The following is a 15,643-nucleotide window of genomic DNA, read 5'->3' as shown; positions in this document are numbered from 1 at the left end:
CTGTCAGGAGGTGTTGGTTGTGTTTGTGACGACTGCAGGCAGGACAAATGAGATGATGACAGCTCATGCAAGATCTATTGCCGTTGAACTAAAAGCAGATTTTGTTCCGAGGAAAAAAAGGTCAGTTTCAGCGCTCCAGGAAATCGTGAAGGATGACTGCCTCGTTGTTGGCAAAGAGCGTCTTGAACTATTCCCGCTGGGAGCTGCGGAGCCTTTCTTTTTCCACCCTAATTCTGCCATGTTCCGAATCAAACGGTTAATGAAAGGGGAAACTGACCCTCTTATTGAAGCAGCAAAACTCCAAGAAGGGATGAGTTTTCTTGACTGTTCGCTCGGCCTTGGGTCCGATAGCATCGCAGCTAGCTTTGTTGTAGGAAAAACAGGATTTGTCACCGGGATAGAAGCAAGGTCTGAGCTAGCATATCTAGTCAAAACCGGTCTCAAAACTTGGGAGTCGGGATATGAAGAAATCAATCATGCTATGGGAAAAATAAAAGTGGTACAAGATTATTCAATGGAGTTCCTTATGGAGCAGGAAAATGAAAGCTTTGATTGTGTTTATTTTGACCCCATGTTCGATGAATCGATACTAGAGTCAGATGGAATCAGGGGTCTAACACACTTCGCTGTATATGAGGGGCTTTCACCAGAAGTCATCCAACAGGCAATCCGTGTTGCCCGGAAAAGAGTCATCCTGAAGGATCATTTCAGAAGCAGGCGATTTGAGGATCTTGGTTTCAATGTGTACAGAAGAAAAACCGCTAAATTTCATTTTGGGGTCATAGAAAAAGAATGAGGCAAAGCCCCATTCTTTTGTGATCTAATTACTTTAGCCTTGGAGATTCATGACGGACAATAACTGATACTACTGCTGTCCGTCCTGCTCATCTTAATCCGCAATTGCCAAATAGACAAAATAAGCAAGCGTTATTAGACTGACTGCAACAGCGACCCACTCCATACTCTTGACCTCCCTTTTTCACTTCTTTAAAGAAGCCTCTACTATTTCCTTATTACCATTTTTAAAAAATCTGAAACCCTTTGCCCAATTTTTCGTATAAACAAGTTATAATAAAACTAAGTATATTTTTCATAGTATCACCCATTTTGATTTTTTCTACGCGACTGAAGACAGATTGATATATTTGCAGATAATAATTCCTATTTCCATAAGGATGTGATCGACATGCCCGCATGGCTGCGCAAATCGCTCGTTGTCATGATTTCAATTGTCTCGTTTGGGATGGTATCTCCTGCCCAGGCGAATGGCTTTCTGACAACAACTGAAAGATCTGAAAAATCGACTGCTGCTGAAACAAGTTTCATTGATTCTCTGGATGTCCCTATAGATGAGGACGCGGAGAGGGACACATTCATGCATAGAGCAATGAGGGAAGCCGAACTGCAATCTTTCCAGAAATTTGGAACGAAAATTGGCCCGGTAATTGAGGATGAATTTAAGCAGACCATTTTGCCTAACATTGAAAAGGCAATTGAAATGGTAGCACTGCAATATCCGGGAGAAAAGCTGAATTCGCTGCGTATCACAGAAATGCCTGGTGGTGGTGAATCTGAAAAGATTTTTCATATTATCGGGGACAGCGGCAAGGACATTATTCGATTCCATGTGAGGAGAGACCAGCCGCCAAAGGATGGTTTCTGGTTTAATTTTCATTACCACACTTATCATGATAACTTCCAGACTCATTATGAACTTGGGAAGATATTCTGGGCAAAAAATACTCCTCCTAAATGGAGAAGCTGAACATACGAATCCTGCATCAGAAACCAGTTGTTCTGCTTTAAAAAATTTGCGTGAATCCCATTTATTTTGACTTATTAGGACTTAAATTAAGAAAAACGAAATAAGTTTTTATAGAGGCCCGGCTGATGCCGGGTTTTTCTGTAAAAAGCCTAAGAACCAAAAATGGGAGGAACATCTAGAATGACTGACATACTGCAAGGTTTTGTTGAAACTTATGTCCAGTTTTTTAATTGGGATATGTGGGTTGAGGTTTTAACGGATCCTGTCAGCTGGGGGCTGATCGGAACACTTGTCATCCTTGAAGGGCTTTTATCTGCTGATAATGCCTTAGTGCTGGCAGTGATGGTGAAACATTTGCCGGAAAAGCAGAGGAAAAGGGCTTTATTTTATGGGCTTTTAGGCGCATATGCGTTCAGGTTCATCGCAATTGGAATTGGTGTATATTTAATCGAGTTCTGGTGGGTGAAAGTGCTGGGCGCTGGATATCTGTCATGGCTGGCAATCAAATATTTTATCGAAAAGAAAAAAGGAGAAAATCAGGATAGCGGGGAAGCTGCAGGAATCAACCAGGGCGGTTTGCTGATACGGTTATTTGGAACCTTCTGGGGGACGGTAGCTGCAGTAGAATTAATGGATATTGCATTTTCAGTAGACAGCGTCCTCGCTGCGTTGGGGATTAGCGAGGAAGTATGGGTCTTGCTCCTTGGGGGTATGCTTGGTGTTTTGATGATGCGGGGGGTTGCTGGGGTATTTCTTAGATTGATTGAAAAGATTCCCGAACTTGAGACGACAGCTTACATTCTGATTTTTATCATATCAGCAAAAATGTTGGCTGGTGTGTTTGGTTTCCATTTAGAACATGCCTACTTCTTTATTCTCCTGCTGATTACTTTCACAGCAACATTGGTCCTACACTATATTAATAAGAAGAAAGCTGAAGTGAATGAACAGCAAAAAAATGTTCAATAATGGCATCGAGGAACGGATACAGGTCTGTTCCTTTTTATTATTCGAAAAAAAGGTTCTACTTATCATAATGCCTGACAGGGGTGATTCCTTTGATTGTTCTCCTGATTAATAAGAATAGGCAGGCAAATGATACATAGGTAAGTAAAAAAGTACATGTGAAGTGTAACAATGTGGAGGCAGCTGGAGTGATTAAAACGGTGAGTATAAGTGAATAAAATAATAAATCAAACAAAATTAGTCCGCCTGAGCACAATGCCTGACTTACTTCCTGTAATTCAAGCTGCATTTCTTCAACAGGCTCTCTTTTATAAATAAAGCGCATGTGATTTCACCTTCCATATTTAAGTATTCATCTATATGCGAGGGTAGGGCGAAAGGTGAAATAAAGGAATTGCGGCTATGGATGAAACTTTAGCGGTTCTTCAAGCGTATGGTTATTAAATCCCGAAAGTTAAGACATTTCTTTATGTATGGTATGATAATGGTATAATCAGACAATTCTTAATCAACATTCAATTTTAGATTAACGTCCTCAGCAGGAAGTGATCCTATGCATCCAACAAACACCAAATTAGTCATCCACCCAGTAACTGTTACATACGATAACTGTTTGGCCATGTTAAATACTCCTTCTAGTGAGCGGCCATTTTATAAAAAAGAGGGCCCTTATACACATATCGGCCAAGTGGCTGCTAGTTTCATTGGCATCCCTCATGATGAAGATGCATATTATAACCAATTGTATGACTATGTTCACTCTCATGGGCTAGTCTTGTTAAGCGACTCTTCACTGAAAAATTCAACCGTCCATATTCAATCCGTACAGCAAATAAGCAGGTTCGTCAATGAACAGAAATTATCCATTAAAAGCTTTGTTTCCCATTTGGATATAGAAAGGCTGCTGCCCACGATAGAGAACTTCCTGATCAATAGGCAAATAAGAGAAGCAGCGATTAAAATGATTGAACTGTATACGAATTTGGAAAAAGAGGGGCTCGAGAGCAAGGATTTTTTTGTTGTTCTCAATGATGTAATGGAATGGATTGTCCAGCTGGAGAATCATCTTAAGAACGCGGACCCTGATGAAAGGATGCCTGCGTTTCTTTGGTATGGGAGCTATAGAAAAAGTCACCAGTATTTGTTGTTCTTTCTAATTGAAATGGGCTGCGACATCGTTTCCTTCAATCCGGCGGGCAATGACATATTATCGATAGGGGAACAGGATGGGCTGAAAACATTTTTTCATATTTTCCCGGACACCAGTATTCCAAAGCCATTTCCAAAGGAAAAGCGGTTGAAGCCCACTACAGTGGCATTCAGGGCTTCTAAGGAAATTGAAAAAATACTCGACTGTGAAGGCACAGTGATTTATAAACCATGGCAGCTAAGAGAGTACATTCCTAATGCCATAACGTTAAGAACAACGTATGACGAAATGTTTCTGGTCTCCAGGGAAAAGGCGATGTTCAGACCACATTTTGACTTACAAAAGAATGTTGTGAAGATTCCGGCCATATTTGCGAAAGTCAATGGCGTGACAAGTAATCGCCGTGAATATTGGAACCGTCTTCATGGCTTGATTCTTCAGGAAAATACCTATCTGGCAAAAAGCTTGCCTGTTTCACCAGGCGCGAATAATGACTTTCGGTTTCATTATCAAAAGTCATTGGATCATGATGGGCTTCTCAATCCGGAAAAGATGGCAGGTGCCCATTATTGGAAGTATAGTCATCTGCCTGCCGGGCTGCAAAATGGCCTGGCTACAGCAATCAGAAACATATGTGCAGCTCCTAAGCTTAAGCCGAGGAATAGTGAGAAAGAAGATGATGTCAAGGTTTATTTGTTCAATCAGGCAATGCAGATACCGGAGATTATTTTGAAAATGCTGCAGAAATTCGACTACTCCCAGAATGTGCCTAAGTTGATTCTCTTCAATAACCAACTCAATGGATCGCTGTCGAGACCAGATGCCGCGCTCCTGCTGTTATTGAATCAATTTGGAGTTGACGTAGTGATTTATAACCCTGCGGGGCAAAGTGACATCGAAAATTACATCGATCAAAGTGCCTTCGTCTCCCACTGGCTTGAGGACGTTGTATTCGAACAAGAGCTAAAGGAGCCTTCCGTCATAAAGAAGGTGATTTTCCATGGCATCTCAAAAATCCTAAGGAGAGATTAGCTGATGAATCCAACACATGATCAAAGTGTCAGCTCTTCAAATGGCAAGTCTATGAATGAAGCGCGGCTTTCTCATATTAAGTTGGCTTTAAGGAATGAACCTGAAATACAGAGGCTTGCACGGAGCATTGATGAAAAGACCATCAATATCCTTCAATATGGCAAGGAGCCATCGGTTGAAATTTCACGTTTCTCGGAACGGATCCTTGACATAATGAGTATGAGAAATGCAGAGGACTATGTAGAACTGCTCAAGCAATTAAGCAAGGTCATGGATCGTTTTGACAAAAAGGATTTTGAAAAAGCCCAAGGGGGGATTTTAAGCAAGTTATTCAGGAACAGCGGAAAAATGACGGATAGGCTGTACCAGAAATATCAGTCGATGGTGAAAGAAATAGAGCTGGTTTATATAGGAATATCAAAATACAAATGTGAATTGACAGAAACCACGAACATGCTTGATCGTCTGCATGAACAGATTCTTCAGGATTACTTGACACTGGAAAAATACGTTGTCGGTGCCGAATTGAGGTTAGAGGAATGGAAGACAAAAAAACTTCCGCATCTCGAACAAAATGAATTGAAAGGGAATCAATTGTCATCCATGGAACTTGATTCATTACGAAATGCGACTGAGTTTCTTGAAAAAAGAATCCATGATCTTGAAATCGCGAAGACGATCGCTTTGCAGACAGCAGCCCAAATAAAGCTCCTCCAGCGTGGAAATGAGAAACTGGTCAGCAAAATCAACTCTGCTTTTTTAATGACTATTCCCATATTCAAGAACGGATTGATACAGGCTGCAGCAACTAAAAGGAAAAAGTTAATGATTGATTCGATGAAAGAGCTCGAGCGGAGCACGAAAGAGTTAGTGGTCAGGAATGTCCAGGATGTTGCCGCCAACAATGTGGATTTAGCCCGCCATATAGGTACACCAGGCATCAGGATTGAGACGATTGAAGAATGCTATCAGATCATTCTTAAAGGAATGAAGGAAATCAAGGTAATTGAGGAAGAAAATAAGCGTCTGTTTGATGAGGGGAAACAGCACTTGAACAGATTCGTGAAATCTACAAGCAGTAAGCAGGCATAATTAAATGGTATGCCATAAAAACTCACCCAACCACTGATTTGGGTGAGTTTTTTTATGGCAAATAATTAAGGCCTTCCTGAAATTCTCAATCAGCAGGCAAGCAATCATATGTTATAATTTTAGTAGATTACTATAGAGAAATTCCCGCGAATTGATGACTCTTCCACCTATTTGCATCTTCGGCTAAATACACTACAGGAAAGGGGATAATAAATGAAAAAGTTTTATCAAATACTCGTTGTTATCATCCTTTCCTTCACCTTGCTCGGAAGCTCCAATGCGAATATGGACGGCATTTTCCTATATGAATATCCTAAACAATCCTTGCTATATGAATCACTGATGCCTGATGACGCAAGGCTGGCTGGCAGATTGATTGTCCTGCCGGAAAAGGACTTCGATCAGGGAGAAGCAGCTAGGATCATAAAAAGACTTACGATCCTTCCAGAAAGCATGATTTTTAAAGCAGTAAACAACAATATTAAAGTAAAGTTATTCGAAGGCAGTTTGACGGATAATCCAACAGCAAGCCATTTGAAGGGAATCATCCCTAGAGGATATACATCTGATAAGACATGGGATCAGGTACCTGGTATTGGCGGATCACGGACGGTCCTCGTGAAAATAGGCAGCAGTGAAAAAGGAAAGGGCCACGGTTCTGTCAATCTTGAATTGCATGAATTTGCCCATTCACTTGACCGCCATGTTTATGACGGAATCAGGCATGAGGAGCGGTTTCAGAAAATCTGGAAACGTGAAAGCAGGCTGCTTTTCCCAGGGCGTGGCTATTTCCTCGATTATCCTGAAGAATATTTTGCTGAAAGCTTTGCAATGTTTTATATTGGCGGACTGCCTGCAAAACTGCTAAAGGAAGCAGCACCGCAAACCTACCAATATATCGAAGGCCTGGATTAGGCCTTTTTTGCTATTATTGAAGCATTCGGCAGGAAAAATAGAACACTTTGGCTAAGTTATAAGAGAATTTAAAATAAAAGGTATAGGCTTCCACCATAGGGGATGAATTTGCTAAAATAAGAAAAAGAAATCGAAGGCTTTGAAGGGCAGGGAGATTCATGAAACAATATCTAGAACTTTGTGAACATGTATTGAATACAGGTGTGAAAAAAGAAGATCGGACTGGTACTGGTACGATCAGTACATTCGGGTATCAAATGCGGTTCAACCTCCAGGATGGATTTCCGATGCTCACAACGAAAAAACTCCACTTGAAATCTATCATCCATGAACTTCTATGGTTCCTGAATGGCGATACGAATGTGAAATACCTACAGGAAAACGGAGTACGTATCTGGAATGAGTGGGCAGATGAAAATGGAGAACTCGGCCCGGTATATGGCCACCAGTGGCGTTCATGGACAGGTGCAGATGGTGAGACGGTAGACCAAATCACCGAATTGATCGATACTATAAAAAACAATCCTGATTCAAGAAGGATGATTGTCAATGCATGGAATGTGGCTGAAATCGATAAGATGGCTCTGCCTCCTTGTCATTGTATGTTCCAGTTTTACGTAGCCGATGGCAAGCTCTCCTGCCAGCTGTACCAGAGGTCGGCTGATGTATTTTTGGGAGTACCATTTAATATTGCTTCCTATGCCTTGCTGACAATGATGGTCGCTCATGTATGCGATCTTGAGCCCGGCGAATTTGTGCATACTTTTGGCGATACCCATATTTACTCGAACCACTTGGAGCAGGTGAAATTGCAGCTAACACGCGATCCTAAACCATTGCCGCAAATGCGGATCAACCCTGAGGTTAAATCAATCTTTGAATTCAAATACGAAGATTTTGAACTGGTCAATTATGAAGCGCATCCACATATTAAAGGGGTTGTCAGTGTATGATATCGCTTATTTGGGCAATGGATGAAAACAGAGTCATCGGATACCACAATCAGCTGCCGTGGAGACTCCCGGAAGACCTGAAATTTTTCAAGCGTATGACATTGGGGCATCCAATCGCAATGGGAAGGAAAACATACGAATCGATCGGCAAGCCCCTCCCAGGAAGGGAAAATATCGTCATTTCGCGTGACGAAAATTATGATCCTGAGGGGTGCACCGTGATGCATTCAATTGATGACCTGTTAGCCTTTGCAACTGAGAACAAGTCTGAAGAAGTGTTCGTCATCGGTGGGTCAGAAATATTTAAGGAAGTCCTCCCGCATGCAGACAAGCTTTACCTTACTATGATTCATCACCAGTTTGAAGGAGATACTTTTTTTCCAGTGTTCGACATTGATAAATGGGAGCTAGAGACAAGAGAGAACGGCATGAAGGATGAAAAAAATCCATACGATTATGAGTTTTTAATCTATAAGCGAAAATAATGATTGCAGCCTTTTTTTGGGCTGCTTTTTCTATACAATTTTCCGATAGATATAGTCTCTTCCTATTAAATCCAGTATAATGACAACAGAATAACCTTAGGAGGAAACAATGCTTCGATTAATTGCGTGCTTTTTGTATATGGGTGGCTATCTTATTTACACCATACCAAGGCTTTCACGACTAAAAAGATTGCCGGATGATCTAACTCCAGATAGTAAGAAGCAACTGATTCATGAGACGCCAAAAAAATGGTCAAAAACGTTCATGGCACTGACAGGTTCACAGATAGAAGTTGATGGACTTCAGCATATTCCCGAAGGTCCGGTGTTGATTGCCAGTAACCATGAGGGCAATTTTGACATCCCTGTCCTTATTGGGGCCCTTGAAAAGCCTTTTGGCTTTATAGCGAAGGTTGAAATAAAGAAGGTCCCGGTTTTGTCTGCCTGGATGGAAGCCATCAATTGTGTCTTTATTGATCGGAAGAATCGTGAAAAATCGACTGACTCCATTATGGCAGGGGTGGAGCTTTTAAAGAATGGGAATTCACTTGTGATTTTTCCAGAAGGGACAAGAAGCAAGGGTGGACCAGTTGGCCTCTTTAAAGCAGGGGGATTCCGGCTTGCTAAAGATTCAGGTGTTCCGATTGTGCCGATCTCCATACAAGGAACAGCCGATGTATTCGAGAAAAATGGCCGATTAGTCAAACCTGCAAAAATTAAAGTCATCATCAGCCCTCCAGTTTACAGCCGGCAATATAAGGATAAAGATCCTATTTCCCTTGCTGAAGAAATTAGGGAAGTGATCATCCAGTCTAGGAACGAGAAAAGAATTGCCTCATAATTCATTCCAAAAATGTCAACAGCCCCTGCACAATGGCAGGGGCTGTTCGTTTTTAGAAAATCTGGCTGGATGATGTAATGGAGTTATTCGAATTGTGCAAGGCTATTCATCATTTGGGTGAATTCTGCAGGAATGCAAAAATCCTCAGGCTTAAAGTTGTCTCTAATCCATTTCACCATTTCCAAAGGACTATTGAAATACTCTCCACTAGTATCACTTTTGCGAATCATGTAGCGCCCATTATCCTCATCGAGTGTAACCTCTACTGGCAAAGCCCCGTCATAACTGTTTAAAGAAAATTCCATTTCTCATTTCCCTCCAGCGTAATTTCCGTTATTATATGTTATTTTACTACCATTATATTCATCTTAAAAGCCTAAAATTTTTAAATATTATAAAAATTCAACTGATATTAGATTATTTCATGTTATAATGGAAAAATTAATATTTTGCAAAGTGAGGGTGACAGTATGGAACAAGAAACAATGAAAAAAAAATGGGTAAGTGTTGAAGACATTCTCATTGCCTATCGGCATCTAAAAGAGGTTGTTGCCCATACACCATTGCAACTGAACCAGCGTTTATCTGAAAAATATGAAGCTAATATTTATTTGAAACGTGAGGATTTGCAGCATGTACGCTCTTTTAAGTTAAGGGGTGCTTATTACTCAATGAAATTATTATGGGAAGAAGGGCTTGATCAGGGAGTGGTATGCGCCAGTGCCGGGAATCATGCTCAAGGTGTAGCATACGCCTGCCGGCAGCTTGGTGTGAATGGGAAAATTTTCATGCCAGCCACAACACCAGGCCAAAAAGTAAGCCAGGTTGAGATGTTCGGCCGTGAATTCGTTGATATCGTCCTAGTAGGGGATACATTCGATGACTCTTATCGGGAGGCAAGGGAATGTGCAGAAAAAGAAAATAGGGAATTCATCCATCCTTTCGATGATGAACAAGTAATTGCCGGGCAGGGAACTGTTGCAGTGGAAGTTTTAAATGATTGTCAGGACTCAGTTAATTTTTTAATCGCCAGTATAGGTGGCGGAGGTTTGATGGCAGGAGTAAGTACATATATAAAAAGCGTATCACCGACGACGAGGCTTATTGGAGTCGAGCCTTGTGGTGCCGCATCCATGAACGCTGCATTTGAGCAAAATAGCGTTATTCCCCTAAAGGAAATCGATACATTTGTAGATGGTGCTGCGGTCAAATGTGTCGGCAGTAAAACATATGAGATCTGCAAGGAAAATGTCGATAAGCTCGTTGCAGTTCCAGAAGGAAAAGTGTGTTCCTCAATCCTGGAGTTATATAATGAGCATGCGATTGTCACTGAGCCGGCTGGAGCTTTGCCAATTGCAGCACTTGACCTACTCCGGGATGAAATAAAAGGGAAGTCAGTGGTATGTGTTGTAAGTGGCGGAAACAATGATATAAGCAGGATGCAGGAAATCAAAGAAAGGTCTCTTCTCCATGAAGGGCTGCTGCATTACTTTATTGTCAACTTCCCACAGCGGGCAGGTGCGCTGCGTGAATTCCTCGATGATGTGTTGGGACCAGGTGATGATATAACGAGGTTTGAGTACACAAAGAAAAATAATAAAGAAAGCGGTCCGGCACTTGTGGGGATCGAACTGAAAAATAAACATGAATACCATAGGCTGATTGCGAGCATGGAGAATAAGGGATTTGCCTTCATGGAATTGAATAAGGATAATCAGTTGTTTAATTTACTGGTATAATATTAATAATAGATAATTAAGGGTGAATGTTATAGAATAAGAACTGTCACAGAAAATTAGCTTCTGGCAGCCTTTGTGAATTTCTTATGAACTTTCACGGCATTCCTCCACTTTGGGGAGTAAAAGTACTATAATCATAGTAGATTTACAATATGAAAAAGGAGATGTTGATATGTTATCAAACATCGGAGTTCCTGGATTAATCTTAATCCTTGTCTTAGCCCTCATTATATTTGGACCTAAAAAGCTTCCTGAGATTGGCCGTGCATTTGGCCAGACGCTTCGTGAATTCAAGAAATCAACTCGCGAATTGACAAGCGATGTCATGGAAGAATTTGAAGAAGAAAAGAAAGAAATCACGAAAGTTACTAAATAAGGTGTAAGATACTTTTGTCTTACACCTTTTTTAAAAAAGAGGCTTGTAAATGACAAGCTATTCAAGAACAGCACCAAAAGGAATTGGCAGGGGATTGTGAAATGGAAGATAAAGAATTAAATCTGGTGGATCATCTCGATGAGCTGCGAAACAGACTGATCATTACGGCTGTAGCATTTATTATTTTCTTCGGCGTAGGGTTTTTCTATGTTAAAGAAATATATAACTTTTTTGTCCGGGACTTGGATGTTAAGTTAATAGTCTTAGGTCCAAGTGACATCGTATGGATTTACTTCATGCTTGCCACCATCATCGCGATAGCTGGTACGATTCCTGTATTGGCCACACAGATTTGGCTTTTTGTCAAACCAGCACTCAGGCCGATTGAACGGAAAATATCGCTTTCTTATATACCGGCGTTATTCATACTATTCATCGTTGGTCTAGCTTTTGGCTACTTTGTTATTTTTCCTACAGTATTGAACTTCCTTGTTGAACTTAGCGGGGATATGCTTGTAACCAACTTTACGGCAGAAAAGTACTTCAAGTTCATCATGAATATGACCATCCCATTTGGAGTACTGTTCGAATTGCCGGTTGTCGTCATGTTCTTGACATCACTGGGAGTCATTAATCCTTATGTTCTGGTAAAGGTCAGGAAGTATGCTTACTTTATACTAATCGTGATTTCAGTCGTCATTTCTCCGCCGGATTTCATGTCCGATATCCTTGTTACAATTCCACTTCTGGTCTTGTATGAGATCAGCGTGAACTTGTCCAAATTCGTTTACAGACGTAAGCTGAAAAAGGAACAAGAGTGGCAAGAGCAATATGGTGATATGGAAGAGGAATTGGATGAGGAATCATCCAGATCATAAAGGATTTAGATCCTGATCAAGCTTTAATAAAACATTCCTAAAAACGTGTGGGTTAGTTCCACACGTTTTTATTATGGTCTTTTCCGTCTCAAGCTTGTTACTTGGACTCAGCAGAGTCTCAAGTACAACAGGTTTGTTACATTAATCTTGAAAGAATCAAGTTTACGGAAAGTACTAAAAAAAATTTTTTTATCTCCGTAAACAGACACATTTCGACCAGGATTTAGGGTATAATATAATCAAACGGGTATAAAAGAGGATTGATATTTTGCTATTCAAAAGCCTAGAGTTCAAAAATGTTGTTGGACAGAAGGTTAAAGTCGTGGATATTCCTGTGTTGGAAGAAGAGAGCACCTATTATTTTATGATCCAAGTCCGTTTGCAAACTTTTATAACAGCAATCTATCAGGAAAGAAACGCAAGAAAGTTTTATTCTTTTAAAGAGTATTTAAAAAGAGTTATGAAGTGGCCGGAATATGAGCAGTTATTCCAAAGTGCTGAATTGAAAAATAACGCCTGAAGATTCATTTTTGAAGCGCCCTTAAACAGGCGCTTTTGTTCTTTTTCAGGGACTTTTTGTAAACTTCGCTGTTTGGAAAATCAAATAGAATGTATGCAAATATTTTAAATTGTATTTAAGAATAGGTATAATAGTCATAGTTCAGTGTTTTGATAGGGATGTGAATTTATGTCTAAAATTAAAATTGTAACTGATTCTACATGTGATCTGAATGATGAGATTATTAAGAAGTGGGGGATCATCGTTGTTCCATTATCCATTTCTATTAATGGGGATAATTATTTAGATAGAGTGGAGATCAGTCCTAAGGAATTCATGGAAAAGATGAAAGCTTCTCCTGAATTGCCAAAGAGTTCCCAGCCTCCTGCCGGTGAATTTTTAAAGATTTATGACGAACTGGCCGCGGAAGGTTATGAAATCATCTCGATACATATGACAGGCGGCATGAGCGGTACCGTCCGCTCTGCAGAAAGCGCGGCGCAGATGACCACTGCAAAGGTGAATGTCATTGATTCCCGCTTTATATCGAAAGCGCTGGCCTTTCAGGTTCTTGAGGCTGCAGAGATGGCGGCAGATGGTAAAACAGCTGAAGAAATAGTGTCAAGACTGGATGAAATAAGAAATCAGACTCGTCTTTTTGTCGTCGTGGATACACTTGAGAACTTGGTCAAGGGAGGGCGTATTGGCAAAGGAAAAGCGATGATTGGTTCATTGTTGAATATCAAACCAATCGCTTCACTTGAAGGTGGAGAGTACACTCCAGTTTCAAAGGCCAGAAGTCATTCCCAGGTTGTAAAGTACCTTAGAAATCAATTTGCTTCAGATGTAGATGGTAAAACAATCAAAGGTGTAGGGCTTGTTCATGCAGAAGGCATGGGACTAGCTGATAAAATAAAGGAAGCTGTGTATGAAGTATCTGGCTATGATAACTTTACTATCGAAGACACAACGCCGATTGTAAGCACTCATACAGGCCCTGGCGCTATTGGTTTTATGTATTATTTTGAATAATGCTCTACTCTCTAAGTCCTGAAGTTTACATTTCAGGACTTTTTGTTAGCTTTCTCTAAAAAACGGATAATGTGCGGATACATCGTTTAGGAAGAGAATTAGCTACATTATAAAAATAACCAAATGAATGTAAACAACCGGTTCACCAAATATCCAATTCTTAAATAATAATTTTCTTCTGGTCCAAAACAAAGTTTTTAAACAATACAGGAAAATCAAAGAATAGTGTCGAATATTTTCAATATTCACTTTAAGATGGAACGGAATGTGACAATGAAAATATGAAGCTCAATGTTAATAACATGCCATTATTTCAGAAGGTCTTGATGTTCTCATTTATGATCACGACGATCGTAGTCGTGTCAACAATAGGAACAAGCTTCTACCTGCAGTCAAAACAATTGAAAAGCCAAATGGCAGACAAGGTTGAAGGAGTGGCAGGTATTTGGTCATCCACACTGGATCCAGAAGATATTAAGAAGGCAAATGAGTTCCGGGATGCGTCCAATCCTTCAATAAGGCGGCTAGAAAGGCTTTTGACTTTGGTAGGCAGCAAAAGTGCCTCTTTCCTTGGTGCTTATATTGTACTTCCTGAAGAATATCCAAATCATAAAGTTTACATACTGTCTGCGTCTGATGCTTATTATGAATATTCCTTTGATTCCTTGATGTTTTATGATGCAGGCGAAGAATTTATCGGTGCTTATCGGGAAACCAGGGAAAATAAGATTATAACAAGTACCGATATTTTCACTGATCAATACGGCTCTTGGATCACCGCATTTGCCCCAATTACCGATAACAGCGGGAACGTTGTAGCCATACTTGGAATAGATGCAAAAGCATCCATCATCAAGGAAAATCAAATGGAAATTTTAATGCTGTTATTATTGGAGCTGGCGGCCATATTGGCTGCTGTGTATGTCATCTTGAATTGGGGCCTTAAGAAGGTCATGAAACCCGTTGACGACTTGTTTTTTGGGATTAAGGAAATCAGTTCCGGAAATTTTAGCGTCAAGCTGCCTGTGCATGACCAATCAGAACTAAGTTTATTGAGTGAGAATTTTAATGAGATGGCTTACAAGCTTTCCCAACTTTTTGATCGAGTCTCAGCGGCATCCAAACAATTGGGCCAAAGCGCTCTTAAGGACAATGAGTCGCTGTTGCTGGAGGAAGCAATCAACACAATGGAGAATATATTTGAACGAACAAAACTTCAGCAAGAGCTTCAGCGTGCCGAGAAAATGAACGCAATAGGCCAGCTGGCGGCCTCTGTTGCCCATGAAATCAGAAACCCTATGACTGTTGTTAAAGGCTTTCTGCAAATCTTCCTTTCAAAAGAGATGGGCGAAGAAGATCATATGTATTTAAAATTGATGATTGAAGAGTTGAACAGAGCAGAAAATATCATCAATGACTATTTGAGTCTGGCGAAACCTGATGTTGGAAAGCTGGAAATCATCGATGGAAGAGAGCTGGCGGAGCAGGTCATGGATTTGATGAATTCTTATGCCATGATGTCTAAAAACATTTCAATGCATACAGAAATAAAGAACCAAGTAAAAATTAGAGGGAATAAAAGCGAATTAAAACAAGTTCTCATCAATATCCTGAAAAATGGTATTGAGGCAATGGGGGATGGCGGTAAGCTTAGCATGGCATTGGAAAAGCAAGGTGATTTCGGTGTTTTTACCATCAATGATACAGGCATTGGCATGACTACGGACGAACTCTCAAGGCTTGGTACGGCTTTTTATTCTTTGAAAGAGCGGGGCACAGGCATGGGATTGATGGTATGCTATCAGATTGTAGAACGCATGAAAGGTCAAATAAAGGTCTACAGCAAAAAAGGAGAAGGAACCACTTTTGAGATAAAGGTCCCATTGTTGGATGAAAGTCCTGAGTAAATATCAGGGCTTT

General features: G+C 40.5%; 17 protein-coding genes. 15 read left to right on the top strand and 2 right to left on the bottom strand.

The genetic code is table 11. The annotated features are described in order from the left end of the window. Positions 1–19: 19 nt before the first annotated feature. The 3 genes from LGO15_RS15285 to LGO15_RS15275 all read left to right on the top strand — a co-directional run bounded on the left by LGO15_RS15285 (position 20) and on the right by LGO15_RS15275 (position 2,734). Positions 20–796, top strand: a complete 777-nt coding sequence (locus LGO15_RS15285; protein ID WP_167834430.1) for a class I SAM-dependent methyltransferase — start codon at positions 20–22, stop codon at positions 794–796. Between the two features lie 390 nt (positions 797–1,186). Continuing rightward, positions 1,187–1,765 carry a YpjP family protein gene (locus tag LGO15_RS15280; protein WP_167834431.1) on the top strand — a complete coding sequence of 193 codons (579 nt, stop codon included), beginning with the start codon at positions 1,187–1,189 and terminating at the stop codon, positions 1,763–1,765. A 180-nt stretch (positions 1,766–1,945) separates the two neighbouring features. Beyond that, entirely contained in the window at positions 1,946–2,734 is a 789-nt protein-coding gene (locus LGO15_RS15275) for a TerC family protein (protein WP_167834432.1), read from the top strand. A gap of 55 nt (positions 2,735–2,789) precedes the next feature. Here LGO15_RS15275 and LGO15_RS15270 read toward each other — a convergent pair whose 3' ends face one another. Beyond that, a complete protein-coding gene (locus LGO15_RS15270) occupies positions 2,790–3,056 on the bottom strand; it encodes a hypothetical protein (RefSeq protein WP_226085205.1) in 267 nt (88 codons plus the stop codon). Between the two features lie 228 nt (positions 3,057–3,284). On the opposite strand from LGO15_RS15270, the gene LGO15_RS15265 reads away from it, so the two are divergent. From LGO15_RS15265 to LGO15_RS15240, 6 genes are all read left to right on the top strand, one after another. After that, the gene (locus tag LGO15_RS15265) at positions 3,285–4,913 is read left to right on the top strand and encodes a YceG family protein (protein ID WP_226085204.1); all 1,629 of its coding nucleotides are present in this window, start codon (positions 3,285–3,287) and stop codon (positions 4,911–4,913) included. Between the two features lie 3 nt (positions 4,914–4,916). Next, positions 4,917–6,005 (top strand): toxic anion resistance protein, encoded by a 1,089-nt coding sequence (locus LGO15_RS15260; protein ID WP_167834434.1) that lies wholly within the window; start codon positions 4,917–4,919, stop codon positions 6,003–6,005. A gap of 213 nt (positions 6,006–6,218) precedes the next feature. Further along, positions 6,219–6,920, top strand: coding sequence for an anthrax toxin lethal factor-related metalloendopeptidase (locus LGO15_RS24205; RefSeq protein WP_245243671.1), 702 nt, complete (start codon positions 6,219–6,221; stop codon positions 6,918–6,920). A gap of 158 nt (positions 6,921–7,078) precedes the next feature. Further along, on the top strand, positions 7,079–7,873 hold the full coding sequence (locus LGO15_RS15250; RefSeq protein ID WP_167834435.1) for a thymidylate synthase: 795 nt from the start codon (positions 7,079–7,081) through the stop codon (positions 7,871–7,873). Continuing rightward, entirely contained in the window at positions 7,870–8,358 is a 489-nt protein-coding gene (locus LGO15_RS15245) for a dihydrofolate reductase (protein WP_167834436.1), read from the top strand. Before LGO15_RS15250 ends, LGO15_RS15245 begins: the two co-directional genes overlap by 4 nt. A gap of 109 nt (positions 8,359–8,467) precedes the next feature. Continuing rightward, positions 8,468–9,199, top strand: a complete 732-nt coding sequence (locus tag LGO15_RS15240) for a lysophospholipid acyltransferase family protein (protein WP_167834437.1) — start codon at positions 8,468–8,470, stop codon at positions 9,197–9,199. A gap of 83 nt (positions 9,200–9,282) precedes the next feature. Here the strand turns inward: LGO15_RS15240 and LGO15_RS15235 are convergent, their stop codons facing one another. Beyond that, positions 9,283–9,504 (bottom strand): hypothetical protein, encoded by a 222-nt coding sequence (locus LGO15_RS15235; RefSeq protein ID WP_023627653.1) that lies wholly within the window; start codon positions 9,502–9,504, stop codon positions 9,283–9,285. A gap of 165 nt (positions 9,505–9,669) precedes the next feature. On the opposite strand from LGO15_RS15235, the gene ilvA reads away from it, so the two are divergent. The 6 genes from ilvA to LGO15_RS15205 all read left to right on the top strand — a co-directional run bounded on the left by ilvA (position 9,670) and on the right by LGO15_RS15205 (position 15,630). Beyond that, a complete protein-coding gene (gene ilvA, locus LGO15_RS15230; protein WP_226085203.1) occupies positions 9,670–10,938 on the top strand; it encodes a threonine ammonia-lyase IlvA in 1,269 nt (422 codons plus the stop codon). A 172-nt stretch (positions 10,939–11,110) separates the two neighbouring features. After that, positions 11,111–11,314, top strand: a complete 204-nt coding sequence (locus LGO15_RS15225; protein WP_167834439.1) for a twin-arginine translocase TatA/TatE family subunit — start codon at positions 11,111–11,113, stop codon at positions 11,312–11,314. A 101-nt stretch (positions 11,315–11,415) separates the two neighbouring features. Further along, positions 11,416–12,192 (top strand): twin-arginine translocase subunit TatC, encoded by a 777-nt coding sequence (gene tatC, locus LGO15_RS15220; protein ID WP_167834440.1) that lies wholly within the window; start codon positions 11,416–11,418, stop codon positions 12,190–12,192. Positions 12,193–12,460: 268 nt separating this feature from the next. Then, entirely contained in the window at positions 12,461–12,712 is a 252-nt protein-coding gene (locus LGO15_RS15215; RefSeq protein WP_167834441.1) for a DUF2535 family protein, read from the top strand. A gap of 168 nt (positions 12,713–12,880) precedes the next feature. After that, on the top strand, positions 12,881–13,723 hold the full coding sequence (locus LGO15_RS15210; protein WP_167834442.1) for a DegV family protein: 843 nt from the start codon (positions 12,881–12,883) through the stop codon (positions 13,721–13,723). Between the two features lie 326 nt (positions 13,724–14,049). Next, positions 14,050–15,630, top strand: a complete 1,581-nt coding sequence (locus tag LGO15_RS15205) for an ATP-binding protein (RefSeq protein ID WP_226085202.1) — start codon at positions 14,050–14,052, stop codon at positions 15,628–15,630. The last annotated feature ends 13 nt before the right edge of the window (positions 15,631–15,643 follow it).

The sequence above is a fragment of the Mesobacillus sp. S13 genome (assembly GCF_020422885.1).
GTDB lineage: Bacteria > Bacillota > Bacilli > Bacillales > Cytobacillaceae > Mesobacillus > Mesobacillus selenatarsenatis_A.
This window is presented reverse-complemented; position numbering and strand designations above follow the sequence as displayed.

Coding starts and splice junctions, on each gene's coding strand:
- LGO15_RS15280 (WP_167834431.1), top strand. CDS start 1,187: ATGCCCGCATGGCTGCGCAAATCGCTCGTTGTCATGATTTCAATTGTC.
- LGO15_RS15275 (WP_167834432.1), top strand. CDS start 1,946: ATGACTGACATACTGCAAGGTTTTGTTGAAACTTATGTCCAGTTTTTT.
- LGO15_RS15270 (WP_226085205.1), bottom strand. CDS start 3,056: ATGCGCTTTATTTATAAAAGAGAGCCTGTTGAAGAAATGCAGCTTGAA.
- LGO15_RS15265 (WP_226085204.1), top strand. CDS start 3,285: ATGCATCCAACAAACACCAAATTAGTCATCCACCCAGTAACTGTTACA.
- LGO15_RS15260 (WP_167834434.1), top strand. CDS start 4,917: ATGAATCCAACACATGATCAAAGTGTCAGCTCTTCAAATGGCAAGTCT.
- LGO15_RS24205 (WP_245243671.1), top strand. CDS start 6,219: ATGAAAAAGTTTTATCAAATACTCGTTGTTATCATCCTTTCCTTCACC.
- LGO15_RS15250 (WP_167834435.1), top strand. CDS start 7,079: ATGAAACAATATCTAGAACTTTGTGAACATGTATTGAATACAGGTGTG.
- LGO15_RS15245 (WP_167834436.1), top strand. CDS start 7,870: ATGATATCGCTTATTTGGGCAATGGATGAAAACAGAGTCATCGGATAC.
- LGO15_RS15240 (WP_167834437.1), top strand. CDS start 8,468: ATGCTTCGATTAATTGCGTGCTTTTTGTATATGGGTGGCTATCTTATT.
- LGO15_RS15235 (WP_023627653.1), bottom strand. CDS start 9,504: ATGGAATTTTCTTTAAACAGTTATGACGGGGCTTTGCCAGTAGAGGTT.
- ilvA (WP_226085203.1), top strand. CDS start 9,670: ATGGAACAAGAAACAATGAAAAAAAAATGGGTAAGTGTTGAAGACATT.
- LGO15_RS15225 (WP_167834439.1), top strand. CDS start 11,111: ATGTTATCAAACATCGGAGTTCCTGGATTAATCTTAATCCTTGTCTTA.
- tatC (WP_167834440.1), top strand. CDS start 11,416: ATGGAAGATAAAGAATTAAATCTGGTGGATCATCTCGATGAGCTGCGA.
- LGO15_RS15210 (WP_167834442.1), top strand. CDS start 12,881: ATGTCTAAAATTAAAATTGTAACTGATTCTACATGTGATCTGAATGAT.
- LGO15_RS15205 (WP_226085202.1), top strand. CDS start 14,050: ATGTTCTCATTTATGATCACGACGATCGTAGTCGTGTCAACAATAGGA.